The sequence below is a fragment of the Halorientalis sp. LT38 genome, assembly GCF_037031225.1.
Lineage (GTDB): Archaea > Halobacteriota > Halobacteria > Halobacteriales > Haloarculaceae > Halorientalis > Halorientalis halophila.
The window spans coordinates 3,264,798-3,288,010 of the sequence record NZ_JAYEZN010000001.1; the positions used below are offsets into that span (position 1 = coordinate 3,264,798).

Below are 23,213 nucleotides of genomic sequence, written 5' to 3' on the forward strand. Positions count from 1 at the left end.
ATGTACGAGGGCGTCCACGCGCGACCGGACGGGACGAGCACGCTCGCGCGCCAGGCGCTGACCGCCGCCGAGTACGGCTTCGACGGCGTCGTCGTCCGCAACCACGGCGACCGACCGTGCGAGGACGACCTCGAGGACATCGCCGAGACCTACGGCATCGACGTCGTCGACGGCGTCGAAGTCCGGGCCGACGAGCCCTCCCGCGCCAGCGGCTACGTCGGCAACTACCGCGAGGAGAAGACCGTCGTCTGCGTCCACGGCGGCGACGACGCCATGAACCGGTTCGCCGTCGAACAGCCGGCGGTCGACGTGCTCGCCCACCCGATGGACGGCGGCGACTTCAACCACGTCCTGGCCAGGGAGGCCGCGCGAAACGGCGTCCGCGTCGAGTTCTCGCTCGCCCGCGTCCTCCGCGAGGAGGGCGGGACGCGGGTCCGTGCGATTCAGGACCTCCGGAAACTCCGCGAGATGGTCGAGACCTACGACGTGCCCTACGTCGTGAGCGCCGATCCGACCAGCCACCTCCACCTGCGCGCCCCGCGGGACCTCCGCGCCGTGGGGGAAGTGATCGGCTTCACGGGCGAACAGATCGAGCAGGGCCTCGCAGAGTGGGGTCGGCTGGCCGAGCGCAACCGGGAACTGCAGTCCGACGAGTTCGTGGAGCCGGGGGTTCGGCTCGGGGAGTACGACGCGAGTGACGGACGAGACCGCGACGAAACCGAGTGAGTTCGCCGCTCACTCCCCGTCGAGGGACTCGATGTCGATGGTGACCGTCCCGTCGTCGTCGCGGGTGGGCACGCTGGTGTCGGCGACGTTCTCGAGGGCCGTGCCCGCGTGGGAGACGAGCATCTCCAGCAGCGACCTCGTCTCCTCGCTGAGGCCGTCGTCCCCGCGGTCGAGGGCGACGATGGCCGTCGTGGTGGTGTCCGTCTCGCTGACCAGCACGGTCAGGACGCGTTTCACGTCACCGGGGAGGCCCGGGGGCAGCCCCTTCGTGTGCGTGACGACGGCGGCGCGCTCTGTCCCCTCTGCGAGGCCGGCCAGCGCGGCGACGGTCTCCTCGTCCACGCCGGCGATGGTGCTCTCGACGAGCGTGGCGAACCCTCCGCGGCGCTCGACGAACGCGACCTCGTGGAGTCCGACGAGGGTCGCGACCGCCTCGACGCAGAGGGAACTCACTTCCTCGACCGTGGCCGACTCGTTGAGCGCGCGGCCGTAGTGGTTGGTGTCGGCGGCGCGGTTGGCGAAGGTCTCCATCCGGTCGCGCTGGCGCTGGAGTTCGTCCTCCTCGATCCGGCTGCGCGCGTCGTAGATGCCGACGAGAACGCCCGCCAGCGTCCCCGCGGTGACGTTGTCGACGGCGACGTAGGGGGCGGCGCCGAACACGTCGAAGCTCTCGGTGGCGACGTTCAGCGAGAAGAGGATCAGGGCGGTGATGGCCGCGAAGGCGACGGCGCCGCCGACGACCCACGCGCCGACGACGGTGCCGTAGTCGCCGTACTCCTCGGTCCGCGTGACCCAGACGCCGGCGTAGGTGATCGCTGCAGCCATCGCGAAGAAGGGCAGCAGGTCGACGGCGAAGCCGACCGTCGTGGACGTGCGGACGGCGGCGTGGCCGACCTGGACGCCCGCGAGCAGCAGCCCGACCGCGGCGATCGCCGACCCCTGGAGCCGACGTTGCATAGGATCCGATCACCCTCCTGATAGTTGTCTCTATGGGTCGTTCTCGCCGTCGACTCGCGCTCCGAGGGGTTCATTTGGCCGGCGACCCCACTGTGGGGCATGAAGAAGAGCCTCGAAGAACACGCCGCCCGCTTCGACGAGAAGGCCGACGCGTACGACGACGAGGAGAGCGAGGAGTACCGCGCCTGCGCCGGCCTGGTCGTCGAGCACGCCGCGGCGACGGCCGACGACGTGGTCCTCGATCTGGGCACCGGGACCGGCGCGATCGCGCTCCGGATCGCCCCCGACGCCGGCCGGGTGCTCGGCCGGGACATCAGCGACGGGATGCTGGCGCAGGCCCGCGAGAAAGCCGCGGAGCGCGGGATCGAGAACGCGTCCTTCGGGACGGGTCGGTTCCGCGAACCGAACGTCGACGAACCGGTGGACGTGGTGACCTCGAACTTCGCGATGCATCACCTGAGCGACGCCGAGAAGCGCGAGGCCATCGACGTGATCGCCGGCCTCGAACCCGACCGGTTCGTGCTGGGCGACGTGATGTTCTTCGGGGAACCCGACCCCGAAGAGCCGTTCTACAGCCCCGAGGTGGACGACCCGGCGACCGTCGGCGTGCTGGCGGACGCCCTGACGGACGCGGGCTTCTCCCTGACGGCCGTCGAGCGCGTCCACGACCAGGTGGGCGTGCTGGTGGCCGAGCGGGTCCCAGCGGAGGCGGCCGAGCCCGTCGACGCAACGGAGGAGTCGTGAAGCACCTTCCCAAACACCTCCGGCCGCGGTGGCGGTACCTGGCGGTGGCCATCGAGGGGTGGCCCGACGCGGAGTTCGAGCGCGGGGACTTCCAGCGCCACCTCTGGTACGCCGCCCAGAACCTGCTGGGCGACGCGGCCAGCGCGGACGTGGACCTGACGGTGGTCCGGTTCGAGTTCGGCGAGGGCGACGGCTGGGCGGCGGTCCGGACGCGCCGCGACGAGGTCGACAGGGCCCGGGCCGCGGTGGCGAGCGTCGACGCGGTGGACGGCCATCCAGTTGGGGTGCGAGTGGCGGGCGTGAGCGGGACGGTCCGTGCCTGTGAGGAAAAGTATATACGAAACGCTCCGGAATCGACGAAGGAGAGAACGGTCGACTTCGCGGACGCCGAGCGGACCGCAACGGTGCGGGACGGGCGGGTGGACGTGCCGGTCGATTCGGCGTTCGCGGGCGCGACGAAACGCGATTTGTAACCATGCAGGGACAATCACAACAGCAGGCGTACGACCGCGGTATCACCATCTTCTCCCCCGACGGCCGGCTCTACCAGGTCGAGTACGCGCGGGAGGCCGTCAAGCGGGGGACCGCGTCCATCGGCATCCGCGCCGCCGACGGCGTCGTCCTCGCGGTGGACAAGCGCATCCGGTCGCCGCTGATGGAGCGGTCGAGCGTCGAGAAACTCCACAAGGCCGACGATCACATCGGCATCGCCAGCGCCGGCCACGTGGCCGACGCGCGCCAGTTGATCGACTTCGCGCGCCGCAACGCGCAGATCAACCAGCTGCGCTACGGCGAGCCAATCGGCGTCGAGACGCTGACCAAGGAGGTCACCGATCACATCCAGCAGTACACCCAGATCGGCGGCGCCCGCCCGTTCGGCGTCGCGCTGATCGTCGGCGGGATCAACCAGCACGGCGAACCCCGCCTCTACGAGACCGACCCCTCCGGGACGCCCTACGAGTGGAAGGCCCTCGCCGTCGGGGCCGACCGAAGTGAAGTGCGGGACTACCTGGAGGAGCACTACGACGAAGGGATCGACCTAGACGAGGCCGTCGGGCTCGCGCTGGAGGCGCTTGGCTCGGTCAACGACGGCGAACTCCGGCCCGAGGCCGTCGGGCTGGCGACCGTCGGCGTCGAGGACCGGACCTACCGCCGGCTGACCGACGACGAGGTCGAGGACTACCTCCTCGATCTGGAGATGCTCGCGACGGACGACGACAGTGACGCGGACGAGGACGACGAGACGGCGGCAGACGACGCGGCGGGCGACGCCGACGAGGAGTAGCCCGGCACGGGAGCGGCCGCCCGAATCTGGTCAGGCCCGAAGAAATCCCGGCGGGACGCCGGGAAACACCTTTGACCCGGGCCGCACAACCTGCGGGTATGATATCGCTCGACGAGGCGGTGACGGCCCGGCTCGAATCTCACGGGCAGCGATTCGAGGTGTTGGTCGACCCGGACGCGGCGCTGGCGATCAAACGGGGGGAGTTCGACGGCGATCTCGAGGACGTCATCGCCGCGGAGGACGTCTTCGAGAACGCCGACCGCGGGGATCGCCCGCCGGAGGACGCACTCGAGGAAGTGTTCGGAACGACCGACCCCCTGGAGATCATCCCCGACGTCATCCGCGACGGGGAGATCCAGATCACGGCCGAGCAGCGCCGCGAGATGCAGGAACAGAAGCACAAACAGCTCGTCCAGCACATCACCCGCAACGCGGTCAACCCGCAGATGGACGACGCGCCCCACCCGCCCGACCGCATCGAGAGCGCCCTCGAGGAGGCCGGGTTCAAGATCGATCCGATGGAGCCCGTCGAGAACCAGGTCGACGAGGCGCTGGACCTGCTGCGCCCGGTGATCCCCATCCGGTTCGACGAGATGACCGTCGCGGTTCAGGTCCCCCCGGACTACGCCGGATCGGCGCAGGCGCAGATCCGCCAGTTCGGCGACCTCGAACGCGAGGAGTGGCAGTCCGACGGCTCCTGGGTCGGCGTGATCCAGTTCCCCGCCGGGATGCAAAACGAGTTCTACGACGTGGTCAACGAGCACACGAGCGGCGAGGCCGAGACCCGCATCATCTCCGACGAGGACGACATCCAGACGCGCTAGCGACACGACAACTGCCCTGAGATATCACTCGCGACGAACGGCCGCCGTCTCCGTGAACGGTCGGGAACGAGTTGTTAGTTTCATAAACCTTCTACGCGAGTATCCCGATTCGCCGACTGCATCATGTCAACTGATGATAAGGCGGCTGGCACGTCCGCGTGGCTGTACGCGGGCGTCGCGGTCGCCGCCGTCCTGATCGGCGCCGTCCTCGCCCCCCACGCGATGCAGCTCACGCAGGGGATCGGCGGGGGCGCGCCCGACTCGGTCGCGGTGATCTCCGTCGACGGCCCGATCACCAGTTCGACGGCGGACCAGCTGAGCGCGGACCTGCGCGAGGCCCGCCAGAACGAGTCGATACAGGCGGTCGTCCTCCGGGTCGACAGCCCCGGGGGCACCGTCCCCGCGAGCGAGTCGCTCTACCTCGCGGTGAACCGAACCACGGCGGCCGGTATCCCGGTCGTCGCGAGCGTCACCGGCACCGGCGCCTCCGGCGGCTACATGGCGATGCTGCCCGCCAGCGACATCTACGTCACCCCCGGCTCGATGGTCGGGAGCGTCGGCGTGATCGGCACGCAGCCGTCGAGCGCCGGCGGCGGCAGCCAGATCATCTCCGGACCGGACAAGGGCGCCGGCGGCACGCAGGCGGAGTTCCGCGACCGCGTGGAGCTGCTCCGCCAGGAGTTCGTCGGGATGGTCTACGACCACCGCGGCGACCGGCTCGACCTGACGCGCGAGCAGGTCTCCTACGCGAAGGTCTACGCCGGCGCGGAGGCCACCCGCAACGGCGTGGCCGACGAGATCGGGGGCACCGACGCGGCGATCCAGCAGGCGGCCGACGAGGCCGGCCTGGAGGACTACGGCGTCGTCCGGATGGAGCCGCCCGAACAGCCCGGGCTGGGGCTCATCCTGGGCAGCCAGAACGGCACCGGCGACCGGACGGTCGTCGTCGAGGACAGTCCTTTCGACTACGAGGGCGTCCAGACGCCCCAGTACCTGGCGCTGTACGGCACACCGGAGACCGCGGAGACCGGGGAGGTGAGCGCCGATGACTGACCTCTCCCGCCTCGTCGGCGTCTTCGTCGCCGTCCTGGCGCTGGTGCTGGTCGTGGCCGCGGCCGCCCCGCTGCTGGCCTCGCCCGGGGGAGAGGCGAACCCGCAGCCCCAGAACCCGGACGCGTTCCAGCCCGATCGGATCGTCCCCGAGGACGTGAACAGCAGCGGGTCGGTCAAAGTCGACGCGGACGCCGAGGGGCAGGTCGTGCTGATCGACCGCGCCCACGGCAACGACTTCGACCGCGAGGAGATCCAGCCGCTCGTGGAAGCGCTCGTCCGGAACGGCCACGAAGTGCGGTTCCACGGCGGCGGTCCGGGCGGCGCCGGGTCTGCCGGTCCCGGGAGCGAGAGCCCGCTCAACCGGTCGCTGCGCGAGGCCGACGCGTTCGTCGTGATCTCGCCCGACCGGCCCTTCGCGGACCCCGAACGCCGCGGCGTAGCCGACTTCGCCGACCGCGGCGGTCGCCTCGTCATGCTCGGCGAACCCACGTCGTCTGCTCCGACCGTCAGCAGCCTGTTCGGGCCCCCGATGGACCAGTCGGCGACGAGCCAGATGGCGTCGCTGTCCTCCCGGTTCGGCATGGGACTGGGCACCGGCTATCTCTACAACATGTACGAGAACGGGAACAACTTCCAGAACGTCTACGCCACGGCGGCCGGCGAGGGCCCGCTCACCGAGGGCGTCGATCGGGTGCTGTTCGACCGAGCAACCGCCCTCAGCGTCGGCGGCGACGCATCGGTGGCGCTCTCGGCCGGCGACCGGAGCGCGCTGTCGACGACGCGACGACAGGGGGAGTTCCCGGTGGCCGCGACCAGCGGGGACGTGGCACTGATCGGTGACACGTCCTTCCTCACGCCGTCGAACTATCGGGCCGCGGACAACGAAGTGCTGATCGGAAACCTGGCCTCGTTCCTGGTCTCCGGCGACAAGCAGCCGAAACCGGACCCGGCAGGCCCGCAGGGCCCGGGCGTCGGCCCCGGTCCGCAACCGCCGCGCCCGCCGGCGGTCGAGCAGCCGCCGACCAACGAGACGATCCCGATGCCGCCGGGACGGACGCCACCGGGGACGACCGTGACCCCCGCCGCCCCGTAGAACCCGCGATTATCCTTTTTTGAAGCCGACGAGGAAGCCGCCGGAGAAGCCAGCGGTCACCGGCAGCGCAGAGAGCAGGCTCATGATCCAGCCGGGCGCCTCTGCGGCTTCGCTCGCGCCATCGCTCGCCGCCCCCGAGATCGCGCTCCAGTCGACCGTCAGGACGCCCTTCGTCTCGAGGAACTTGAACAGCGCCAGTTCGAGCCCGACGATCACGGCGATGATCTTCGCGATCTTCTTGGCGGCGAACCCGATGATACCCCCGATGACCGCACCACCCCCGACCTCGATGCCGATCTGCTGGGGGTCCAGCCCGGCGATCTGCAGCAACGTTGGGTCTACCATGTCACGTCGAATATCTGAATACGCCGATATAAGGCTTTTGTGCGCGTATCGCCCGCTGACCCAGCGTCTGACGCCGTCCCCGTCGGGGATATCTGGCGGTCGATACGATCCGGAAGAGCGCGGCCGCTCCAGACGTAATCCCGGAGGCAAGGACCGACGGACCGAACCGAAACCGCGGGACGGCGTTCGTCCCTGTGTTTAAATACCACCGAGCCGTACACACTGGTAAGTGACGGCGACACAAACCGAGACGGAGCGAGCGGTCATCGCAAAGCGCGTGGACTCGGGGACGGCCGACACCGGGGAGATACGCGAACTCGCACGAGCGGCCGGCTACGAGGTCGTCGGCGAAGTGACCCAGACCCGGACCGAGGATCCCGCGATGCACTTCGGGGAGGGGAAGGCCGCGACGCTCGCGCGGACGGCCGCCCGCGAGGACGCGACGGTCGTCATCTTCGACAACAAGCTCGGTCCCTACCAGACCTACAACCTCGGGAACGAGCTGCCCGACGACGTGCGAGTGATCGACCGGTTCCGGCTCATCCTCGAGATCTTCGGCCAGCGCGCACAGACCCGGAAGGCCCAGCTACAGGTCGAACTCGCGGAGCTGCGATACGAACTCCCCCGCGCCGAGGCCAAGGCCAGTCTGGCGAAACGCGAGGAACGGCCCGGCTTCATGGGGCTGGGCGAGTACGACGAGAGCCGGGAACGGGACATCAAGGCCCGCATCTCCCGCATCCGGGACGAACTCGAGGACATCGAACAGACCGAGCAACACCGGCGCGAACAGCGCCGTGAGTCGGGGTTCGACCTCGTCGCCATGGCCGGGTACACCAACGCCGGCAAGTCGACCCTCTTGCGCCGGCTGGCGGAGGACCTCGATATCGACGAGAACGAGGAGTTGCATCCGGACCTCGACACGACCGCCGAGAGCGAGGACCGACTGTTCACGACGCTCGGGACGACGACGCGGCGGGCCGACATGGACCGCCGGGACGTGCTCGTCACCGACACGGTCGGGTTCATCACGGACCTGCCCCACTGGCTCGTCGAGTCGTTCAAGTCGACGCTCGACGCCGTCTACCGCGCGGATCTCGTCTTGCTGGTTGTCGACGTGAGCGAACCGACCGAACAGATCCGCGAGAAACTCGTCACCTCCCACGACACGCTCTCGGAGCGCAATCAGGCCCCCATCGTGACGGTGCTGAACAAGATCGACCGGGTCGACGACGAGGAACTCGAGCGCAAACGAGAGGCGCTCTCCGCGCTGGCGCCCGATCCCGTGGCCGTCAGCGCCCGGGACGGCGAGAACGTCGCGGCGCTTCGTGACCGCATCGACCGGGAACTGCCCCCCTTCGAGCGCGAGCGTCTGGTGCTGCCGATGACCGACGAGACGATGAGCGTCGTCTCCTGGATCCACGACCACGCTCGCGTCGACGACGTCGACTACGGCGACCAGGTCGTCATCGAGTTCGAGGCGCGGCCGCGGATCGTCGAACAGTCCAGAGCGAAGGCGGGCGACCTCGTCGCGGCCGAGTCAGCCTAGCAGCTGGGGTGCGAGTTTCGCGACGCGTTTCTCCATCGGCGGGTGCGTGGCGAACAGGATCGACAGCAGGCCGCGCTTCCCGCCGAAGATACAGAGCGCGCCGACGCGGTCGTCCACGTCCGGCGCCTGTTCGTGGTGACCGACCTCGTTGATCTTGACCAGCGCGCGAGCCAGCGCTTCCGGGTCGTCGGTGTAGGCCGCGGCGTCGTCGTCGGCGACGTACTCCCGGTAGCGGGAGATCGCGAGCACGAAGATCATCACGACGGCGTTGACGATGATACTGAGGACCCAGCCGATCAACGATCCGACGATGCTGTCGTCGGCCAGCGCGATCACGAAGAACACGAACATCGAGACGAGCGTCGCCACGGACTGCCCGAGCAACATCACGATGGAGTCACGGTTCTTGACGTGGGCGAGTTCGTGGGCGAGCACGCCCGCGAGTTCGTCGGTCTCCAGCAACTCGAGCAGCGTGTCGGAGACGACCACGACGCCGGCTCCCTTCCGGCCGACGGCGAAGGCGTTGGGCACGCCCATCTGCCCGATCAGCAGTTTCGTGTCCTCGACGCCCATCTCGGCGCAGAGACGGTCGAACTCGGCCGCGATCTCCGGGTACTCCTCGCGCGGAAACTCCTCGCCGCCGACGCTCCGGACGGCCATCCACTTCCCGAACTTGTACTGTCCGGCGACGAACAGCAGGGTGAGTCCGACCAGAATCGGCAGGTCGGCGAGCGGTTCGAGGACGGTCACCAGTCCGGCGTAGAACGCGAACAGGACGACGCCGGAGACGGCCATGCGTACTTTCAGGCCCGGATGTCGCATGAACTGACTGATTGATCGAATGATAAAGACTATACCGTTCGTTTCGGCGACAGGAACGGCGGGTGCCTCAGGCGACGAGCGTGTACCCGAACCAGGCGCCGCCGGCGATCAGCAAGACGCCGACGGCGCGGGCGATCCACTGCCACGTCTCGGGCGGTTCGTCGTCGCCGTACTCGCCGTGTCGATCCGGTGCGCGACCGGCGGTGTACATCCGGACGACGGCACCCGGGAACGCGAGGAAGCCCAGACCGAGAGCGACGCCGAGGACGGCCGCGAGCAACTCGCGCTCGACCATCAGTAGCTACGGAGGCGCTTGATGCGTTCCTCGGTCGAGGGGTGGGTCGACAGCAGGCTCGTGTCGCTGCCGAAGATACAGAGGGCGCTGACGTCCTTGGCCTCGGCGGTGGGTTCGCGCCGCTGGGCGCCCTGGGAGATCTTTTCGAGGGCGCGGGCGAGCGGGTCGCCGCGGCCGATGGCGGTGGCGGCGTCGCGGTCGGCGACGAACTCGCGGTGCCGGGAGATGGCGAAGACGAAGACCATCACCAGCATCTGGGCGATGTTGCTCACGATCATCCCGAGGAAGATGTCGACGAGGTCGTTGTCCCCCGACATGAGCACCGCGAAGTAGGCGGCGAAGCCGATGATCGAGGCGATCCCCTGGCCCAGTTGCATGACGATCGAGTCACGGTTCTGGAGGTGGGCCAGTTCGTGGGCGATGACGCCTTCGAGTTCGTCCCGCTCGAGGATCTGGATCAGTTCGCGGGAGACGGCGACGGTGCCGTTCCCCCGGCGACCCAGCGCGAAGGCGTTCGGGACGCCCATCTCCACGAGGTAGAGTTCGGGCTTGTCAATCCCCATGTCGCGGCTCGTCTGCTCGACGAAGCGGTGGATCTCGGGGTACTGGTCCTCGGGCAGTTCCTGTCCCTTGAGCGACCGGAGGGTGAACCACTTGCTGATCTTGTACTGGACGCCGATGAACACGATGCTCGCACCGATCAGAAGCGGGATCGGTGCCCCGAAGGCCACGTAGAAGAACGTGATGCCGGCGGTGTAGAAGGCAAAGAGGATCGTTCCCACGACCGCCATCCGTACTTTGAGTCCAACGTTGCGCATAGCTATCCCGATAGTTCGTCGTTCTCGAACTTATGTTTCGTGGTTAGGTGCGAGCCACAAAGTTCACAACAACGCGGCCGTGCGGTCGTCTCGATCCCGACGGCCGACTCAGCGTTCGTCCTTCTTTTTCTGAACGACCCGGACGTCCGCGATGGCGGTGTCCGGGTACTGCCCCTCGTCGTCTTTCTCGGCGGCCTTGACCATGTCCCAGACGACGTTGAGGCCGGTCGTCACGCCCTCCAGCGCCTCCATCTCGCAGCCGGTCTTGCCGGTGGTCTCGACGGCGACGGTCGCGACCACGCGGTCCTCGCGGACGTCGAACTCGCAGTCCACGTTCGTGATCGGGATCTGGTGGCACATCGGGATCGTCTCCCAGGTATGTTTGACCGCCTGGATCGCGCCGATCCGGGCCGTGGCCAGCACGTCGCCCTTTTCGACGCGATCCGCGCGGATGGCCTCGATCGTGGCGGGCTGGAGGCGGATCTCGCCACGCGCCACCGCCCGCCTGGCCGAGTCTTGCTTGTCCCCGACGTCCACCATCTGGACCGATCCCTCGTCGTCCGTGTGGGTCAACTCGTCGCTCCCCTCGGCGGCCGTCGCACCGACCTCGTCCAGGGGATCGGCGTCGTCGCTGGCGTCCGATCCGTCCGCCGAATCCTCAGGCATCGCCCTCACCCCACAGGGCCGTCGGGAGCGCGTCGACGAGGTCCGTCGCGACCAGCCCGTGCCCGCGGTCTTCGACCACGATATCGCCGGCCCGTCCGTTGGCGTAGGCGGCGATCGCGGCCGCGTCGACCGGGGCCTGCGTAGCGGCGAGCGCGCCGGCGGCCCCCGCGAGCACGTCGCCCGTTCCACCGACGGTCATCCCGGGGTTCCCGGTCCGGTTGACGCGCGTGGTCTCGCCGTCGCTGACCACGTCGTAGGCGCCCTTGACCAGCAGCGTCGCGTCGAGGTCCGCAGCGAAGTCGGAGACGAGGGCCGCCCGTTCACGCCAGTCGTCGTCGGTCTCGCCGCCCATCTTCCGCAATTCTCCCTGGTGGGGGGTACAGAGGAGCGTCGCGTCGGTGTCGACGTCCGGGACGACCTGGAGGGCGTCGGCGTCCACGACCGCCCGGCCGTCGAACTCGCCCAGGAACTCCTCGACGGCCTCGAGACTCCCTTTCGCGTTCCCCAGTCCCGGCCCGAGGATCACCACGTCGTGTTCGACGGCGCGGTCGAGCAACTGGTCGACGTGGCCGGGTTCGAGCAGATCGCCGGTGAACGGCCGGACGATGATCCCCTCGGAATAGCTCTGGACTTCACGGGCGATCGAGGAGGGGCAGGCCACCCGGACCAGGTCGGCGCCGGCACGGAAGGCGGCCTGGGCGGACAGGGCCGGCGCGCCCGTGTAGGGCCCGCCGCCGATCACGAGTACCTCGCCGTGGTCGCCCTTGTGACTCTGGGGAGCTCGCGACAGGCGCAGCAGGTCGCCGCGCTCGACGAACAGTTCCGCCGCCTCGGGGATGCCGATGTCCGCGACCGTCACGTCGGCCGCCAGGTCCGCGAGTCCCGGCTTGTCGTCGTGGAACGTGACGACGCGATCCGCGTCGACGGCCGCTCCCGCTGCTTCGCCCGTGTCGGCGTCGACACCCGAGGGAACGTCGACGGCGACGACCGTCGCGTCCGCCTCGTTCATCGCCTCGGCCGCCGTGCCCTCGGGTTCGCGGAGGGCTCCCGTGACACCCGTACCGAGCATCGCGTCGACGATCACGTCCGGGTCGTCGAGTTCGAGCCCGGTCGAGTCGCGGACCTCCCGGGCGTCGACCTCGGCGCGCTGCAGGGCCGCCCAGTTCTCCCGGGCGATGTCGGTGGTGATCGTCTCGGCGCGACCGAGCAGGTGGACGGTGACCTCGAACTCCGTCAGGAAGCGAGCAGTGACGAAGGCGTCGCCGCCGTTGTTCCCGCGGCCGGCGACGATCTCGACCGCGTCGCCCGGCTCGGCCACCTCCCGGACCACTCGCGCCACCGCGTTGCCGCTCGACTCCATCAGCTGTTTCCGTGGGACCCCAAGGGCCGCGGCGTTCGCGTCCAGCACGGCCTGGTCCTGTACCCGCATCATGACCCGGGCTTCGGCGGGGCCGCCGATAAGCCTGCGGGACCGACTCTCACAACCTCACCACTTGACGTCGAACCCCTCCAGATCCTCGGGGTCCTCGTACTCCACCGAAACGTCGTCGACGCGGGCGCGTGGACTCCCCTCGTGGCACCACTCGACCATCGACTCGACGTCCTCGGAGGGCCCCTCGAATACGGCCTCGACGCGTCCGTCGCCGAGGTTGCGGACCCAGCCGTCGACGCCCCGCTCCTGGGCCGTGTCGCGCGTGTTCGCGCGGTAGTAGACGCCCTGGACTTTCCCCGTGACGAAGACGTGTGCGCGGACCTCGTCGCTCATACGTTCCCATTGCTCGTCCCCTGGGAAAATACTGATCTCTCGCCGTCCGGTCGCGACGCGATCCACTGCCGGCACCGGTTCCGACGCGGGAACAATGCACTGGGTAAACGTCTGACGTCCGTCGTTTTGCCGCTCCATAATAATGCCCTCCCCGTTCGGAGCGGTCGCCATGCAACGACGAGCCTACCTGACCACGGTAGCGGTCGCGCTCGGAGTGGCCGGCTGTTCCGGGGCCGAATCGACGGAGTCGACGGACACCCAAGACGGATCGAACACAGACTCCGACGCCGGGGCGGGGGAGACCGCGACCATGCGCCAGGACCTGACTGACCCGGCGCCGGACGTTCGGACGGTCACGCTGGTCGAGGAGTGGGCGAACGCCGGCGACGTCAGGCGGAACGCCACGTCGTCGGTCGAGTCCGGGAGCGACGCCGAGATCGGCTACCGGTATCGCGCCTTCGCCCGGAAGAAACGGCTGGACCTCACGATCGACGTCGCCCTGTACGACGGCGACGAGCGTGTCGCGAACGAGACCAGCGAGGTCGAGCGAACCGCCTTCCGGTCCGGCTACGGGACCTGGGAGGGGGCGACGGCAGTCAGCACGTCAGACCTGGACCCTGGAGAGTACCGGGCGGAAGTCACGGTCCGGGACGAACTCTCGGGCCAGGAGTCGAGTGCGACGACGAGTGTCGAGGTGACGGACTGAGACTCAGGCCACGGTTCCGCCGTTGCGGAGGTAGTGGAAGACGTAGGTCTGGACGTAACCGGCGTACTCGCCCCCGAAGGCGTCGCGGATCGCCCGTGAGGTCTCGGCGTAGGAGCCCCGGTCGCAGTCGGGGTAGTACTCCTCGATGGTCGTCCGGATCCAGGTGTCGAGCGGCACGGCTTCGAGGAAGTCGAGCGAGAACAGGAGGACGCAGTCGGCCACCTTCTCGCCGACGCCGACGAATCGCGTGAGGGACTCGCGGGCCGCCTCGTAGGAGAGGTCGCCAGCCTCCTCGGGGCCGGCCTCCCCGCTTTCGACCATCTCCGCGGTCCGCAGCACGTACGGCGCGCGGTAACCCAGGCCTAGATCGCGGAGCTCTGCCTCGCTGGCCCCGGCCAGGGCCGCGGGCGTCGGGTACGCGTGGTACGTCTCTCCGTCGAACGTGATAGGCTCGCCGTACGCCCGGCGCAGCGCCGTCTGCATGGCGTGGATGCGGGCGACGCGCATCTGCGCCGAGCAGATGAAGGAGATCAGGGAGCCAAAGGGCGGGTCGCGGACGATCCGCATCCCCCGATAGGCGTCGAAGGCCGCACGGAGCAGTTCGTCGTCGGGCGCGTCGGCGGCGATCGCCGCCAGGTCGTCGTCGAGGCGGAGCAGTCGCCGGAGGTGGGGGTCGGCGTCGACGTGGGACTCCCATTCGAGCGCGCCCTCGCGCTGTCGCACTCTGCAGACGGCCGGGTCGTCGCGGTCGGTCGGGCGCAGGGTGGTCCAGTACCAGGCGTCGCCTCCGTGGGCGCGGTCGCGTTCGTAGGTCGTCTCGTCCTCGCGCGACCAGAGGTACGACTGGCCGCTCTCGACGGTCGACTGGAGGTCGACGCCGCCGGCGAGTGTCGTCGCGTCGATCCGACCCCGTTGCATCGTCGGACCGCATGCTCCCGAACGTCTTGGGGGTTACGAGATCGGCCCCCGTCGGCGGGGCACAGGCCCGCCGTACCCGGAGAAGGCTCCGCATACCGCGTGAACGGACACCAATCTTCTTACGGTAGGACAGCTAACATCAATCTATGAATTGCAGAGTTGTCGTAGAGGCCGCTGTTCCGGTCTACGACGTCGAAACACCGGACGAGGCGGTCCGGATCGCCATCTCGAAGACGGGGGAGATGCTCAATCCCGATCTCAACTACGTCGAGATCAACATGGGCCAGCGCAGCTGCCCGCACTGTGGGGAGGATCAGGAGCCCGCCTTCATCGCCGCCGACGAGAGCCTGGTCGCCCTCGAACTGGAGATGACCGTCTTCAACGTCGAGCGCGAGGAACACGCCGCCCGGATCGCCCGCAAAGAGATCGGGCAGCGCCTCGAGAACATCCCGCTCGACGTCCTGGAGATCGAGGCCATCGACGAGGAGGGTGAGGAGGAAGCCGAAGACGACACGGTCGAGGACAGCGCCGAGTCGGAGACGACGGCCGAGGAGATCACGTCCGAGGCGGACGCGGGACGGGAGACCGACGAGGAGGGGGAAGTGCTGCCGGAGTTCGAGGAGCTCATCGACGAGTGAGGCGATTTTGGGCCCGACGGAAAGCGGAGATAGAGCAGTCGCTCTGTCGGAGTGCGAGTAGTGAGACGGGGAGAGAACTCAGTCTGCGGCCGCGGGAACGTGCTCGGTCGTCTCTTCCTCGCCGAACGAGGACGTGATGCCGCCGGCCAGCGCGAAGACGGCGTCCTTGTGGTCGTCCTTCGACATGTGGATCGAGGTCGGTCGAACGTTGACACGCTCGTACTCGTCGTGTTCGACCTCGTTACCTGTCGTCTCTTCGTAGTGGTTCTGCACCTGTGCAAGCAGGCCGTGAAGATGGATGAGCTCCTGCTTTTTCATAGTCACCCGTTCGTAAAGTCTGAAGGGTTATAGTACTACTCTGAGTCCCGTTAACACACGGCTCTGCCGTAGCGCCGTCCATACACGGGTTTTCAAGTGTTGGGCAGTCGCCGAGGAACTGGCCGGGAGTTGTTTCATTCCCGACAGGCGCGAAATTTCGGGGTGGTCGGTCTCGCGCGCGCTCGGCTGAAAGGTTTTTGGCTCGGGATTGGCTTGTACCGGTATGGACTACGAGGACCAGCTCGACCGGGCGATGGAACAGACGCCGGACATCGAGGGGAGCAGCGACCGCTTCGACGTGCCGGACCCGGAGGTCCGCCAGGAGGGGAACGTGACGGTCTACGAGAACTTCCAGGACACGACGTCGCGGCTCGGGCGCGAGGACGACCACGTCGTGAAGTCGCTGCAGGGGGAACTCGGGACGAGCGGCCACATCGACGAGAGCGGGCGCGCCCGGCTGACCGGCGAGTTCAGCGAGCGCCGCATCCAGGAGGCACTCGACGACTACGTCGAGGAGTACGTCCGCTGTTCGGAGTGTGGCCTCCCCGACACGCGGCTCGAACGCGAGCGGGGGGCGCTGGTGCTCAGGTGCGAGGCCTGCGGCGCGATCTCGTCGACGAGCGGCTAGCTCAACGTCTTCAGCGTCTCCAGATCGTGTTCCGTTCGCGTGAACTCCGCGAGCCGCCGGCTCGCGTGACAGTTCGGGCAGTGAAAGGTCCGCTTGTGCGAGGGCAGATCCCCAGGGGCCGACTCCCAGTCTTTCCGACACTCCGGGCAGAGCAACCGGACGTAGGTCTCGGTCATGTGAGCACTGTTGACACGCGGCAGGGACAAAAAGGTTCCCGCCAGTTCGGAGATCCGTTCCGAGCGCCCGATCAGGCGGCCGAGGCGTCGTGTTCGGCCTCGAGGAGTTCCTTGTACCGGTTCCGGATGGTGACCTCGGAGATGTTCGCGACCTCCGAGACCGCCGACTGGGTCACCTTCTCGTTGGTGAGCAGCGAGGCGGCGTAGACCGCTGCCGCGGCGAGGCCGACCGGCGACTTGCCGGACAGCAGCCCGGTGTCACGGGCGCTCTCGAGCAGTTCCCGGGCCCGGCGCTCGGTCTCGTCGGAGAGGTCGAGGTCCGAGGCGAAGCGGGGAACGTAGCTCTCGGGGTCTGCGGGCTGGATCTCCAGGTTCAGCTCGCGGACGATGTACCGGTAGGTCCGGGTCATCTCCATCTCGCCGACGCGGGAGACGGCGATCATCTCGTCGATGCTGCGCGGCGTGTTGGCCTGTCGCGCCGCGGCGTACAGCGAGGCCGTCCCGACGCCCTCGATGGAGCGGCCGGGGAGGAGGTCCTCGTCGAGCGCGCGGCGGTAGATGACGCTGGCCGTCTCGCGGACGTTCTTCGGGAGGCCGAGCGCGGAGGCCATGCGGTCGATCTCACCGAGGGCCTGCTTGAGGTTGCGCTCCTTGGAGTCTCGCGTCCGGAACCGCTCGTTCCAGGTCCGCAGTCGCTGCATCTTCTCGCGCTGGCTGGAGTTCAGCGACCGGCCGTAGGCGTCCTTGTTCTGCCAGCCGATGTTCGTCGAGAGGCCCTTGTCGTGCATCATGTTCGTCGTGGGCGCGCCCACGCGGGACTTCTCGTCGCGTTCGCTCGCGTCGAACGCGCGCCACTCGGGCCCGCGATCGATCTCGTTTTCCTCGACGACCAGGCCGCAGGCCTGGCACACCGTCTCACCGTGTTCCGAGTCGGTCACCAGCGAGCCGCTGCACTCCGGGCAGGTCGTCGTCGATTCGGTCTCCGTCTCGGTCTCCGCCTCGCCGTCGATCTCCTGTTCTGTGCGTTCGTTCGATATCGTCCGGGTTGTAATGTCGCTCATGGGGGGTGGATTTCCGTGTTGCCGGTGGCGAAAGCCATAAGAAATTACCGGCTTCAGCTAACTCTTTGTAAGTGCGTAAGGCATAAAAGGCTTTCGCTAATCAGGGCTGAAACGACGGCACGAAGACAGCCGCTACCACGCCACAGTCCTTCGGTTTTCACAGCTTACTGGCTATAACCGATTAATACCATCAAGATATATGCCACGGAGCACAGAGAACCGCACATGGTCGACACTGGACTCGCTCTCGGCGTGACCGTGCTCACCCTCGCCGCGTTCACTGCCCTCGGCGTCTGGTTCAGCCGAGGGCACGTGCGATCGGTCGAGGACTTCGTCAGCGCCCGCGACTCCGCGGGCGGGGGCACCCTCACCGCGACGCTGATCGCCTCGAGCATGGGGGCGTGGATCCTGCTTAGCCCCGCCGAGGTCGGGACATCGCTCGGACTGACCGCGGTCGTCGGGTACGGGATCGGCAGCGCGGTTCCGATGGCCCTCTACGCCGTCCTCGGCCCGCGGATCCGGACGCTGATGCCCGCCGGCCACTCGCTCACGGAGTACGCACACGCCCGCTACGGGCCGTTCATGCACGGCTACGTCCTGCTCGTCAGCGCGAGCTACATGTTCATCTTCCTGGCCGCCGAACTGACCGGGATCACCACGGCACTCGGCCTCGTCGCCGACGTGCCCCGCTGGGCGACCGCCGGCCTCGTGGGCGCGTTCGTCCTCGTCTACACCGCCTACGGCGGCCTCCGGGCGAGCATCGTCACCGACACCGTGCAGACGCTGCTCATCCTCCCGTTGCTGGTCGTCGGGTTCGCCGGCGCCGTACTCGCACTCGGTGGGACGGGGCAGATCCACGAACAGGTCCTCGCCGCGAACCCCGCGCTGCTGGACCCCGGCTTCGGCACCGGACTGGCGGCGGGCTTCACCTTCGTCCTGGCCATCCTCGGCGCGGAGATGCTCAACCAGGCGTGGTGGCAGCGCATCTTCGCCGCCAGCGACGGCGCGACCCTCCGGCGCTCTTTCGCCGTCACCGCCGTCGCGGTCGTCCCGATGGTCGTCGCCGCCGGCCTGTTCGGCCTCGTCGCCACGGGCCTGGGACTCGTCGGCGAGGGCCAGGCCAGCGTCGCCTTCTTCCTCGTCGTCGACGCCGCCTTCCCCGAGTGGATCACGCTCTCCGTCGTCGTCCTCGCCACCCTCCTGGTCATGAGCACGACCGACACGCTGTTCAACGCGCTGTCGAGCCTCGTGACCGCCGACCTCCCCCGGTTGCTCGACGACCCCGACCGGCGGACGCTGACGCTCGGCGCGCGTCTCCTGACGGTCGCCGTCGCCCTCGGCTCCGTCTACGTCGCGCTCGCCGCCCGGAGCGTCCTCGCCCTGTTCCTGCTCGCCGACCTGCTCGCAGCCGCGACCTTCGTCCCGCTGCTGGCCGGCCTCTACTCCCGTCGCGTCACCGAACTCGGCGTCCTCGCCGCCGCTGTCGTCGGGCTGGCGGTCGGCGCCGCCTTCTTCCCGGACACGAACGCGGCGCTCGCCGGCCTCCTGGGTGCCGCCCGTCTCCCCGCGCCGAGCCTGCTCTACGCCTTCGTCGGCGCGGTCGCCTGCTCCGCCGGACTGACGGCGCTCGCCGCCGGGATCGGTGCGGCCAGGGGCCGGTCCTACGAGTTCGACCGCCTGGAGCGCGACGTGACGCGACTCGGTGACGCGCCCGCGGCGACCGACGGTGGCCGCGACGACACGGAGCCGGAGGTGAGCGACCGATGACCGCGCTCGGGCCGACGGCGTTCGCCGTCGTGGTCTGGGGCGCGCTGGCGCTGGTGGGACTGGTCTTCGCCTACGAACTGTACGCGGTCTACAGCGAGTTCCGGGCGGCGTCGGCGACCGACGACGGAGATCGCTAACCCCGACTCAGACGGTGAAGAGGTGGCCCTCCTCGGGGACGTCGAACAGGCCGATCCGCGCCCCCGCGTCCAGCCAGGCGTGACCGTAGGAGAAGGCCGCCAGCGCGTTGACGGGGTCGTCGTCGGCCCGGAAGTGGCGGCCGTCCTCCAGGTACGAGCGGGCCATCTCCTCGCACTCGGCGGCGGCCTCGCCCAGCGGCGATTCGGGCGGCGCCGTCACTTCGGCGGCCTCGAGCGCCTCGGCCAGCAGGTCCTCGTAGCGGTCGGTCTTCTCGTCCAGGTCGGCGGCCATGTCCCACCCGTTCGCCCGGTCGGCCCTAAGCGTGTCGACGCGGTCCGGCGGCTGCGGGGTCCCTCTCGACGGTTCGGGACAGCGCAGGGTTAATACGCCGTCCGCGACTATCCTCTCACATGACTGACGACGCCGCCGAACATCGAAGACTCATCATCGCTGGCACGGGCATCGCTGGCCTGTCGGCTGCCATCTACGCGGGCCGATCGAACAACGACCCGCTCGTCCTCGAGGGCGACGAACCGGGCGGCCAGCTCACCCTCACCACTGACGTGGCGAACTACCCCGGCTTCCCGGACGGCATCAGCGGCCCCGATCTGGTCAACAACATGAAAGAGCAGGCCAAGCAGTTCGGCGCTGACATCGAACACGGGATCGTCACCGAACTGGACGACTCCGAGCGCCCCTTCCGCGTCGAACTCCGGGACGGGACGGTCTACACCTGCGACGCCTTCATCGCTGCTTCGGGTGCCAGCGCCCGGACGCTCGGCATCCCCGGCGAGGACGAACTCATGGGCTACGGGGTCTCGACCTGTGCCACCTGCGACGGCGCGTTCTTCCGCGACGAGGACATGCTCGTCATCGGCGGCGGCGACGCGGCCATGGAGGAGGCCAATTTCCTCACCAAGTTCGCCGACACGGTGTACATCGCCCACCGCCGCGAGGAGTTCCGCGCCGAGGACTACTGGATCGACCGCATCGAGGAGAAAGTCGCGGCCGGTGACGTGAAACTCCTGAAGAACACCGAGGCAATGGAGATCCACGGCTCCGAGGAAGACGGCGTCGACTACGTCGATCTGGTCCGCCACCCCGAGGGCCACCCCACCGACAAACTCGACGACCCCGAGACCGAGCAGATGCAACTCGACGTGGGTGCGGTCTTCCTCGCCATCGGTCACACGCCCAACACCGACTACCTCGAAGACACGGGCGTCGAACTGGACGACACCGGCTACCTCCGCACGCAGGGCGGCCGCGACGGCGGCCAGACGAAAACTGCCGTCGAAGGCATCTTCGGGGCCGGCGACGTGGTCGACCACCACTACCAGCAGGCCGCCACCGCGGGCGGAATGGGGGTAAAGGCCGCGCTGGACGCCGACGAGTACCTCGAAGACGCGGTGACCGCAGAGGCCGCCGAGAGTGAGGGCGTCGGCGCGGAAGCCGACGACTGAGGATCGACGGCCGCGCGAGCCTGGACCGTTTTACACTCGCTCTCGCTCGGAGAGCAGCGCGTATCCGAACCAGGCCCCGACGCCGGCGGCCAGCGCGATCCCGAGCCGGATGCCGGTGAGTATCGGACCGAAGCTCAGTCCCTGGAACCGATCCACCGGCGGCAGGAGAGAGAGGGTCACGAGCAGGTACAGCGCAGTCGCCGCACCGAGCCACAGCAGGAGCGACCGTCGGTCCAGTCGTTCGCCACGGTTCCGCCGGAGCCAGACCACCGCGCCGAGTGACAGCGCGAGGACGACCGCGCCGGGGGCCTGCGTCGCGAGGAAGCGCCCGAGGAACCGCGGGACGGTCACCGACGCGATGGCGAGCGTCGCGAGCGGTCCAGCCCACCCACCCGACGGTGCGAACGCGAGGTAGAAGTCCTCCTCGGGGAGCGACGGCGGATCGGTCGCGTTCCCCGTCAGTGTCAGGGTCCTGCCCTCGACGGTCCCGGCGGAGCCGACGGCGCTCTCCACGTCGTTGGCCAGCGTCGTATTCGGGGGGCCCACGATCCGGAGTCGATCGACGTCGACGTACCACCCGTTCCCGCGGCCGTCGGTGTGGAACTCGTCGACGAGGAGGACGCCGGCGGGGGTCTCCCGCCCCACCGTCGGTTCGCGGAACACGACCGTGATCACGGACTTGTTGGCGGAAAGGGATCGGAGTCGTATCTCCTCGTCGCTGTTGTCGTCTGCGGCGTCAGCCATCTCCCGAGCGATGGTCCGACGCAGACGCCGGTCCGTGGCGAGTGCCGAGGGGTCACGGAACGACTCGTTTCGGTCGGTTTCGGCGGCCTCGCCGCCGTACCGTTCCGGGACGCGGTCCTCGAATCGACTCGTAACGGTCCACGTCGCGCTCCCGTTGGAGTGGACCCGAACGTCGGCGGTGCTGTCGGTCACGTCGAGGGCGACGCCGTGGCGGTGGGCGCTCCACTCCAGCCCCTCCTGACAGGGCCGACAGACCGACTCCGGTGGCGGGGCGGCCGTGGCGGGGACCACTGCGAGGAGGGCCAGGGCCAGCAGGAGGGAGCAGGCGAGCGCCCGGGTGGCGGGGGACACGAGTTCGTGCGTCGACACGAACCCCGCCGGCAAGTAGATTGTCCCACCGGTGTCGTCAGATCCCCGGGTCGCGATCGTCGGTTCCGCCCGGCCCACTCTGCTGGCGGTCCGGCAGTGGCTGGGTCAGTTCGACGTAGAGCCACGCCACGGTGACAGCGAGCGTCAGTCCCGTGAGGAGCAGGGTTCCGATCACGGTTCAGAGTCACCGGGTCACCGCAAAAGCCTCGCTATGAGCGATATTGAGCCGTCCGTAGCGATCAGAGCCGACCGGACGGCTCCGGACGGTCGCCGGCCCCGTCGCGCACCCAACAGATGCATTAGGCGGGTCGGCGAAGGACGGGCATGGCAAATCAGGACACCGCGACGCTCACGATCGAATCCGACGACGGCAGCGTGGACGAACTCGAGGTTCCGACAGGCCTGCTCGACATGCTCCGCGAGAGCGACGAGAGCGACCCCCAGATCGTCGGGGACATCGCCATGATCGGCCTGGCACAGCGCATCCACGGCGCGATCCACCACGCCCAGGGCGAACCGGGGCCGGAGATCGAGGCCGCCGAGGACGTGACGATGGACCTGTTCGAGGAGCGCTTCGGTCAGAGCTTCGCGGACATGACCGGCCACGACCACTGAGCGGCCCGGACTACCGAGTCGCCGGGCCGACCGGCCGCGCTTTTCACTCGACCGTCCACTGCAGCAGCGCGCCCTCGTCCAGTCGCTCCACCGTCTCGAGTTCCAGTTCGGGGAACTCGTCGGTGAAGCCGTCGCCGTCGGCGAGCGTCGGGGCGTCCCGGCCGCCGATCACTCTCGGGCCGACGAACGCTGAGAGTTCGTCGACCAGCCCGTCCCGGAAGAGCGAGAAGATGAGTTCGCCGCCGCCCTCGACCATGAGCTGCTCGACGCCCTCGCCTTCGAGTTTCCCGAGCGCCGTCGTCAGATTCACCTGGTCGTCCCCCGTGGCGATCACGGTCGCGCCCGCCGCCTCCATCTGCTCGACGAAGTCGTTCGGCGCGGCGCGGCTGACCAGCAGGTAGGTGTGAGCGGCGGCGTCCAGAACCGACGCGTCCGGCGGTGTTCGGACCCGGGAGTCGGCGACGACCCGGGCCGGGTTCGCCGACTCGCCACGCTCTTCGCGTTCCCGGCGGCGCTGCCCGCTCTTGACGGTCAGCGACGGGTCGTCGGCCAGCACCGTGCCGACGCCGACCATGACGGCGTCGCTGTCGGCCCGCAACCGGTCGACCCGGTCGAAGTCGTCCGGGCCGCTGATCTCGATCTGGGTCCGCTCCCGGGAGGAGAGCTTCCCGTCGGCACTCATCGCCGCGTTGACGACCACGCGCATACCCGGCGTTTCGGGCTGAGAACCAAC

The 23,213-nt window shown here is 68.7% G+C and carries 31 protein-coding genes; 15 read left to right on the top strand and 16 right to left on the bottom strand.

From position 1 onward, the window contains the following. Nucleotides 1-726 carry an RNase P subunit p30 family protein gene (locus U5918_RS16915; RefSeq protein WP_336002925.1) on the top strand — a complete coding sequence of 242 codons (726 nt, stop codon included), beginning with the start codon at nucleotides 1-3 and terminating at the stop codon, nucleotides 724-726. A gap of 9 nt (nucleotides 727-735) precedes the next feature. Here U5918_RS16915 and U5918_RS16920 read toward each other — a convergent pair whose 3' ends face one another. Then, the gene (locus tag U5918_RS16920; RefSeq protein ID WP_336002927.1) at nucleotides 736-1,683 is read right to left on the bottom strand and encodes a hypothetical protein; all 948 of its coding nucleotides are present in this window, start codon (nucleotides 1,681-1,683) and stop codon (nucleotides 736-738) included. A gap of 99 nt (nucleotides 1,684-1,782) precedes the next feature. Here U5918_RS16920 and U5918_RS16925 point away from each other — a divergent pair, with 99 nt between their 5' ends. From U5918_RS16925 to U5918_RS16950, 6 genes are all read left to right on the top strand, one after another. Beyond that, entirely contained in the window at nucleotides 1,783-2,427 is a 645-nt protein-coding gene (locus U5918_RS16925) for a class I SAM-dependent methyltransferase (protein ID WP_336002929.1), read from the top strand. Further along, entirely contained in the window at nucleotides 2,424-2,900 is a 477-nt protein-coding gene (locus U5918_RS16930; protein WP_336002931.1) for an Rpp14/Pop5 family protein, read from the top strand. Before U5918_RS16925 ends, U5918_RS16930 begins: the two co-directional genes overlap by 4 nt. Nucleotides 2,901-2,902: 2 nt before the next feature. After that, nucleotides 2,903-3,712, top strand: a complete 810-nt coding sequence (gene psmA, locus U5918_RS16935) for an archaeal proteasome endopeptidase complex subunit alpha (protein ID WP_336002933.1) — start codon at nucleotides 2,903-2,905, stop codon at nucleotides 3,710-3,712. 98 nt (nucleotides 3,713-3,810) lie between these two features. After that, entirely contained in the window at nucleotides 3,811-4,536 is a 726-nt protein-coding gene (locus U5918_RS16940; protein WP_336002934.1) for a ribosome assembly factor SBDS, read from the top strand. Nucleotides 4,537-4,659: 123 nt separating this feature from the next. After that, nucleotides 4,660-5,589 (top strand): S49 family peptidase, encoded by a 930-nt coding sequence (locus U5918_RS16945; RefSeq protein ID WP_336002935.1) that lies wholly within the window; start codon nucleotides 4,660-4,662, stop codon nucleotides 5,587-5,589. After that, nucleotides 5,582-6,682, top strand: coding sequence for a DUF4350 domain-containing protein (locus U5918_RS16950; protein ID WP_336002937.1), 1,101 nt, complete (start codon nucleotides 5,582-5,584; stop codon nucleotides 6,680-6,682). Before U5918_RS16945 ends, U5918_RS16950 begins: the two co-directional genes overlap by 8 nt. Nucleotides 6,683-6,691: 9 nt before the next feature. On the opposite strand, the gene U5918_RS16955 is transcribed toward U5918_RS16950, so the two are convergent. After that, the gene (locus U5918_RS16955) at nucleotides 6,692-7,027 is read right to left on the bottom strand and encodes an FUN14 domain-containing protein (RefSeq protein ID WP_336002939.1); all 336 of its coding nucleotides are present in this window, start codon (nucleotides 7,025-7,027) and stop codon (nucleotides 6,692-6,694) included. A gap of 229 nt (nucleotides 7,028-7,256) precedes the next feature. Between U5918_RS16955 and hflX the strand changes: the two genes are divergently transcribed. After that, the gene (gene hflX, locus U5918_RS16960; RefSeq protein ID WP_336002941.1) at nucleotides 7,257-8,573 is read left to right on the top strand and encodes a GTPase HflX; all 1,317 of its coding nucleotides are present in this window, start codon (nucleotides 7,257-7,259) and stop codon (nucleotides 8,571-8,573) included. On the opposite strand, the gene U5918_RS16965 is transcribed toward hflX, so the two are convergent. The 6 genes from U5918_RS16965 to U5918_RS16990 all read right to left on the bottom strand — a co-directional run bounded on the left by U5918_RS16965 (nucleotide 8,565) and on the right by U5918_RS16990 (nucleotide 12,939). After that, nucleotides 8,565-9,395, bottom strand: a complete 831-nt coding sequence (locus U5918_RS16965; RefSeq protein ID WP_336002943.1) for a M48 family metalloprotease — start codon at nucleotides 9,393-9,395, stop codon at nucleotides 8,565-8,567. The genes hflX and U5918_RS16965 overlap by 9 nt on opposite strands. Before the next feature lie 67 nt (nucleotides 9,396-9,462). After that, nucleotides 9,463-9,690, bottom strand: a complete 228-nt coding sequence (locus U5918_RS16970) for a DUF6199 family natural product biosynthesis protein (RefSeq protein WP_336002945.1) — start codon at nucleotides 9,688-9,690, stop codon at nucleotides 9,463-9,465. Then, nucleotides 9,690-10,508 carry a M48 family metallopeptidase gene (locus U5918_RS16975; RefSeq protein WP_336002947.1) on the bottom strand — a complete coding sequence of 273 codons (819 nt, stop codon included), beginning with the start codon at nucleotides 10,506-10,508 and terminating at the stop codon, nucleotides 9,690-9,692. Before U5918_RS16975 ends, U5918_RS16970 begins: the two co-directional genes overlap by 1 nt. Before the next feature lie 108 nt (nucleotides 10,509-10,616). Then, nucleotides 10,617-11,174, bottom strand: coding sequence for a cyclic pyranopterin monophosphate synthase MoaC (gene moaC / locus U5918_RS16980; RefSeq protein ID WP_336002949.1), 558 nt, complete (start codon nucleotides 11,172-11,174; stop codon nucleotides 10,617-10,619). After that, the gene (locus U5918_RS16985; protein WP_336002951.1) at nucleotides 11,167-12,606 is read right to left on the bottom strand and encodes an NAD(P)H-hydrate dehydratase; all 1,440 of its coding nucleotides are present in this window, start codon (nucleotides 12,604-12,606) and stop codon (nucleotides 11,167-11,169) included. Before U5918_RS16985 ends, moaC begins: the two co-directional genes overlap by 8 nt. Nucleotides 12,607-12,660: 54 nt before the next feature. Continuing rightward, entirely contained in the window at nucleotides 12,661-12,939 is a 279-nt protein-coding gene (locus tag U5918_RS16990; RefSeq protein WP_336002953.1) for an acylphosphatase, read from the bottom strand. A gap of 169 nt (nucleotides 12,940-13,108) precedes the next feature. On the opposite strand from U5918_RS16990, the gene U5918_RS16995 reads away from it, so the two are divergent. Further along, nucleotides 13,109-13,645, top strand: coding sequence for a hypothetical protein (locus tag U5918_RS16995; protein WP_336002955.1), 537 nt, complete (start codon nucleotides 13,109-13,111; stop codon nucleotides 13,643-13,645). 3 nt (nucleotides 13,646-13,648) lie between these two features. On the opposite strand, the gene U5918_RS17000 is transcribed toward U5918_RS16995, so the two are convergent. Beyond that, nucleotides 13,649-14,563, bottom strand: a complete 915-nt coding sequence (locus tag U5918_RS17000; protein WP_336002958.1) for a DNA-3-methyladenine glycosylase family protein — start codon at nucleotides 14,561-14,563, stop codon at nucleotides 13,649-13,651. A 146-nt stretch (nucleotides 14,564-14,709) separates the two neighbouring features. On the opposite strand from U5918_RS17000, the gene U5918_RS17005 reads away from it, so the two are divergent. Further along, nucleotides 14,710-15,201 carry a DUF555 domain-containing protein gene (locus U5918_RS17005; protein WP_336002959.1) on the top strand — a complete coding sequence of 164 codons (492 nt, stop codon included), beginning with the start codon at nucleotides 14,710-14,712 and terminating at the stop codon, nucleotides 15,199-15,201. A 78-nt stretch (nucleotides 15,202-15,279) separates the two neighbouring features. Here the strand turns inward: U5918_RS17005 and U5918_RS17010 are convergent, their stop codons facing one another. After that, nucleotides 15,280-15,519, bottom strand: a complete 240-nt coding sequence (locus tag U5918_RS17010; protein ID WP_336002961.1) for a UPF0058 family protein — start codon at nucleotides 15,517-15,519, stop codon at nucleotides 15,280-15,282. A 223-nt stretch (nucleotides 15,520-15,742) separates the two neighbouring features. On the opposite strand from U5918_RS17010, the gene U5918_RS17015 reads away from it, so the two are divergent. Next, on the top strand, nucleotides 15,743-16,147 hold the full coding sequence (locus U5918_RS17015; protein WP_336002963.1) for a translation initiation factor IF-2 subunit beta: 405 nt from the start codon (nucleotides 15,743-15,745) through the stop codon (nucleotides 16,145-16,147). On the opposite strand, the gene U5918_RS17020 is transcribed toward U5918_RS17015, so the two are convergent. Both U5918_RS17020 and U5918_RS17025 read right to left on the bottom strand, forming a co-directional pair. Then, the gene (locus tag U5918_RS17020; RefSeq protein ID WP_336002965.1) at nucleotides 16,144-16,323 is read right to left on the bottom strand and encodes a DUF7836 family putative zinc-binding protein; all 180 of its coding nucleotides are present in this window, start codon (nucleotides 16,321-16,323) and stop codon (nucleotides 16,144-16,146) included. The genes U5918_RS17015 and U5918_RS17020 overlap by 4 nt on opposite strands. A 71-nt stretch (nucleotides 16,324-16,394) precedes the next feature. Then, nucleotides 16,395-17,384 (bottom strand): transcription initiation factor IIB, encoded by a 990-nt coding sequence (locus tag U5918_RS17025; RefSeq protein WP_336002966.1) that lies wholly within the window; start codon nucleotides 17,382-17,384, stop codon nucleotides 16,395-16,397. Between the two features lie 225 nt (nucleotides 17,385-17,609). Between U5918_RS17025 and U5918_RS17030 the strand changes: the two genes are divergently transcribed. Further along, nucleotides 17,610-19,151 carry a sodium:solute symporter family transporter gene (locus U5918_RS17030; protein WP_336002967.1) on the top strand — a complete coding sequence of 514 codons (1,542 nt, stop codon included), beginning with the start codon at nucleotides 17,610-17,612 and terminating at the stop codon, nucleotides 19,149-19,151. After that, complete coding sequence (locus U5918_RS17035) at nucleotides 19,148-19,288, top strand: hypothetical protein (protein WP_336002969.1); 141 nt, start codon at nucleotides 19,148-19,150, stop codon at nucleotides 19,286-19,288. Before U5918_RS17030 ends, U5918_RS17035 begins: the two co-directional genes overlap by 4 nt. Before the next feature lie 7 nt (nucleotides 19,289-19,295). On the opposite strand, the gene U5918_RS17040 is transcribed toward U5918_RS17035, so the two are convergent. Further along, the gene (locus U5918_RS17040) at nucleotides 19,296-19,580 is read right to left on the bottom strand and encodes a DUF357 domain-containing protein (protein WP_336002971.1); all 285 of its coding nucleotides are present in this window, start codon (nucleotides 19,578-19,580) and stop codon (nucleotides 19,296-19,298) included. Nucleotides 19,581-19,699: 119 nt separating this feature from the next. On the opposite strand from U5918_RS17040, the gene U5918_RS17045 reads away from it, so the two are divergent. Further along, a complete protein-coding gene (locus U5918_RS17045; protein ID WP_336002973.1) occupies nucleotides 19,700-20,752 on the top strand; it encodes an NAD(P)/FAD-dependent oxidoreductase in 1,053 nt (350 codons plus the stop codon). Nucleotides 20,753-20,782: 30 nt separating this feature from the next. Here the strand turns inward: U5918_RS17045 and U5918_RS17050 are convergent, their stop codons facing one another. Continuing rightward, entirely contained in the window at nucleotides 20,783-21,865 is a 1,083-nt protein-coding gene (locus U5918_RS17050) for a hypothetical protein (protein WP_336002974.1), read from the bottom strand. Between the two features lie 37 nt (nucleotides 21,866-21,902). After that, nucleotides 21,903-22,040, bottom strand: a complete 138-nt coding sequence (locus U5918_RS17055) for a hypothetical protein (protein WP_336002976.1) — start codon at nucleotides 22,038-22,040, stop codon at nucleotides 21,903-21,905. Nucleotides 22,041-22,189: 149 nt separating this feature from the next. Here U5918_RS17055 and U5918_RS17060 point away from each other — a divergent pair, with 149 nt between their 5' ends. After that, a complete protein-coding gene (locus U5918_RS17060; protein WP_336002978.1) occupies nucleotides 22,190-22,480 on the top strand; it encodes a DUF7545 family protein in 291 nt (96 codons plus the stop codon). Between the two features lie 43 nt (nucleotides 22,481-22,523). On the opposite strand, the gene U5918_RS17065 is transcribed toward U5918_RS17060, so the two are convergent. After that, nucleotides 22,524-23,186 carry a 2,5-diamino-6-(ribosylamino)-4(3H)-pyrimidinone 5'-phosphate reductase gene (locus tag U5918_RS17065; protein ID WP_336002980.1) on the bottom strand — a complete coding sequence of 221 codons (663 nt, stop codon included), beginning with the start codon at nucleotides 23,184-23,186 and terminating at the stop codon, nucleotides 22,524-22,526. Nucleotides 23,187-23,213 lie beyond the last annotated feature (27 nt).

Bases quoted from the DNA above. Each gene is read 5' to 3' on its own strand.
- U5918_RS17065 (WP_336002980.1), bottom strand. From the start codon at position 23,186: ATGCGCGTGGTCGTCAACGCGGCGATGAGTGCCGACGGGAAGCTCTCC.
- U5918_RS17045 (WP_336002973.1), top strand. From the start codon at position 19,700: ATGACTGACGACGCCGCCGAACATCGAAGACTCATCATCGCTGGCACG.
- U5918_RS16955 (WP_336002939.1), bottom strand. From the start codon at position 7,027: ATGGTAGACCCAACGTTGCTGCAGATCGCCGGGCTGGACCCCCAGCAG.
- U5918_RS16975 (WP_336002947.1), bottom strand. From the start codon at position 10,508: ATGCGCAACGTTGGACTCAAAGTACGGATGGCGGTCGTGGGAACGATC.
- U5918_RS17060 (WP_336002978.1), top strand. From the start codon at position 22,190: ATGGCAAATCAGGACACCGCGACGCTCACGATCGAATCCGACGACGGC.
- U5918_RS16950 (WP_336002937.1), top strand. From the start codon at position 5,582: ATGACTGACCTCTCCCGCCTCGTCGGCGTCTTCGTCGCCGTCCTGGCG.
- U5918_RS16985 (WP_336002951.1), bottom strand. From the start codon at position 12,606: ATGATGCGGGTACAGGACCAGGCCGTGCTGGACGCGAACGCCGCGGCC.
- U5918_RS17020 (WP_336002965.1), bottom strand. From the start codon at position 16,323: ATGACCGAGACCTACGTCCGGTTGCTCTGCCCGGAGTGTCGGAAAGAC.
- U5918_RS16970 (WP_336002945.1), bottom strand. From the start codon at position 9,690: ATGGTCGAGCGCGAGTTGCTCGCGGCCGTCCTCGGCGTCGCTCTCGGT.
- U5918_RS16925 (WP_336002929.1), top strand. From the start codon at position 1,783: ATGAAGAAGAGCCTCGAAGAACACGCCGCCCGCTTCGACGAGAAGGCC.
- U5918_RS16940 (WP_336002934.1), top strand. From the start codon at position 3,811: ATGATATCGCTCGACGAGGCGGTGACGGCCCGGCTCGAATCTCACGGG.
- U5918_RS16920 (WP_336002927.1), bottom strand. From the start codon at position 1,683: ATGCAACGTCGGCTCCAGGGGTCGGCGATCGCCGCGGTCGGGCTGCTG.
- U5918_RS17015 (WP_336002963.1), top strand. From the start codon at position 15,743: ATGGACTACGAGGACCAGCTCGACCGGGCGATGGAACAGACGCCGGAC.
- U5918_RS17035 (WP_336002969.1), top strand. From the start codon at position 19,148: ATGACCGCGCTCGGGCCGACGGCGTTCGCCGTCGTGGTCTGGGGCGCG.
- U5918_RS17030 (WP_336002967.1), top strand. From the start codon at position 17,610: ATGGTCGACACTGGACTCGCTCTCGGCGTGACCGTGCTCACCCTCGCC.
- U5918_RS17040 (WP_336002971.1), bottom strand. From the start codon at position 19,580: ATGGCCGCCGACCTGGACGAGAAGACCGACCGCTACGAGGACCTGCTG.
- psmA (WP_336002933.1), top strand. From the start codon at position 2,903: ATGCAGGGACAATCACAACAGCAGGCGTACGACCGCGGTATCACCATC.
- U5918_RS17010 (WP_336002961.1), bottom strand. From the start codon at position 15,519: ATGAAAAAGCAGGAGCTCATCCATCTTCACGGCCTGCTTGCACAGGTG.
- U5918_RS17000 (WP_336002958.1), bottom strand. From the start codon at position 14,563: ATGCAACGGGGTCGGATCGACGCGACGACACTCGCCGGCGGCGTCGAC.
- U5918_RS17005 (WP_336002959.1), top strand. From the start codon at position 14,710: ATGAATTGCAGAGTTGTCGTAGAGGCCGCTGTTCCGGTCTACGACGTC.
- U5918_RS16915 (WP_336002925.1), top strand. From the start codon at position 1: ATGTACGAGGGCGTCCACGCGCGACCGGACGGGACGAGCACGCTCGCG.
- U5918_RS16990 (WP_336002953.1), bottom strand. From the start codon at position 12,939: ATGAGCGACGAGGTCCGCGCACACGTCTTCGTCACGGGGAAAGTCCAG.
- U5918_RS16945 (WP_336002935.1), top strand. From the start codon at position 4,660: ATGTCAACTGATGATAAGGCGGCTGGCACGTCCGCGTGGCTGTACGCG.
- moaC (WP_336002949.1), bottom strand. From the start codon at position 11,174: ATGCCTGAGGATTCGGCGGACGGATCGGACGCCAGCGACGACGCCGAT.
- U5918_RS17025 (WP_336002966.1), bottom strand. From the start codon at position 17,384: ATGAGCGACATTACAACCCGGACGATATCGAACGAACGCACAGAACAG.
- U5918_RS16995 (WP_336002955.1), top strand. From the start codon at position 13,109: ATGCAACGACGAGCCTACCTGACCACGGTAGCGGTCGCGCTCGGAGTG.
- U5918_RS16965 (WP_336002943.1), bottom strand. From the start codon at position 9,395: ATGCGACATCCGGGCCTGAAAGTACGCATGGCCGTCTCCGGCGTCGTC.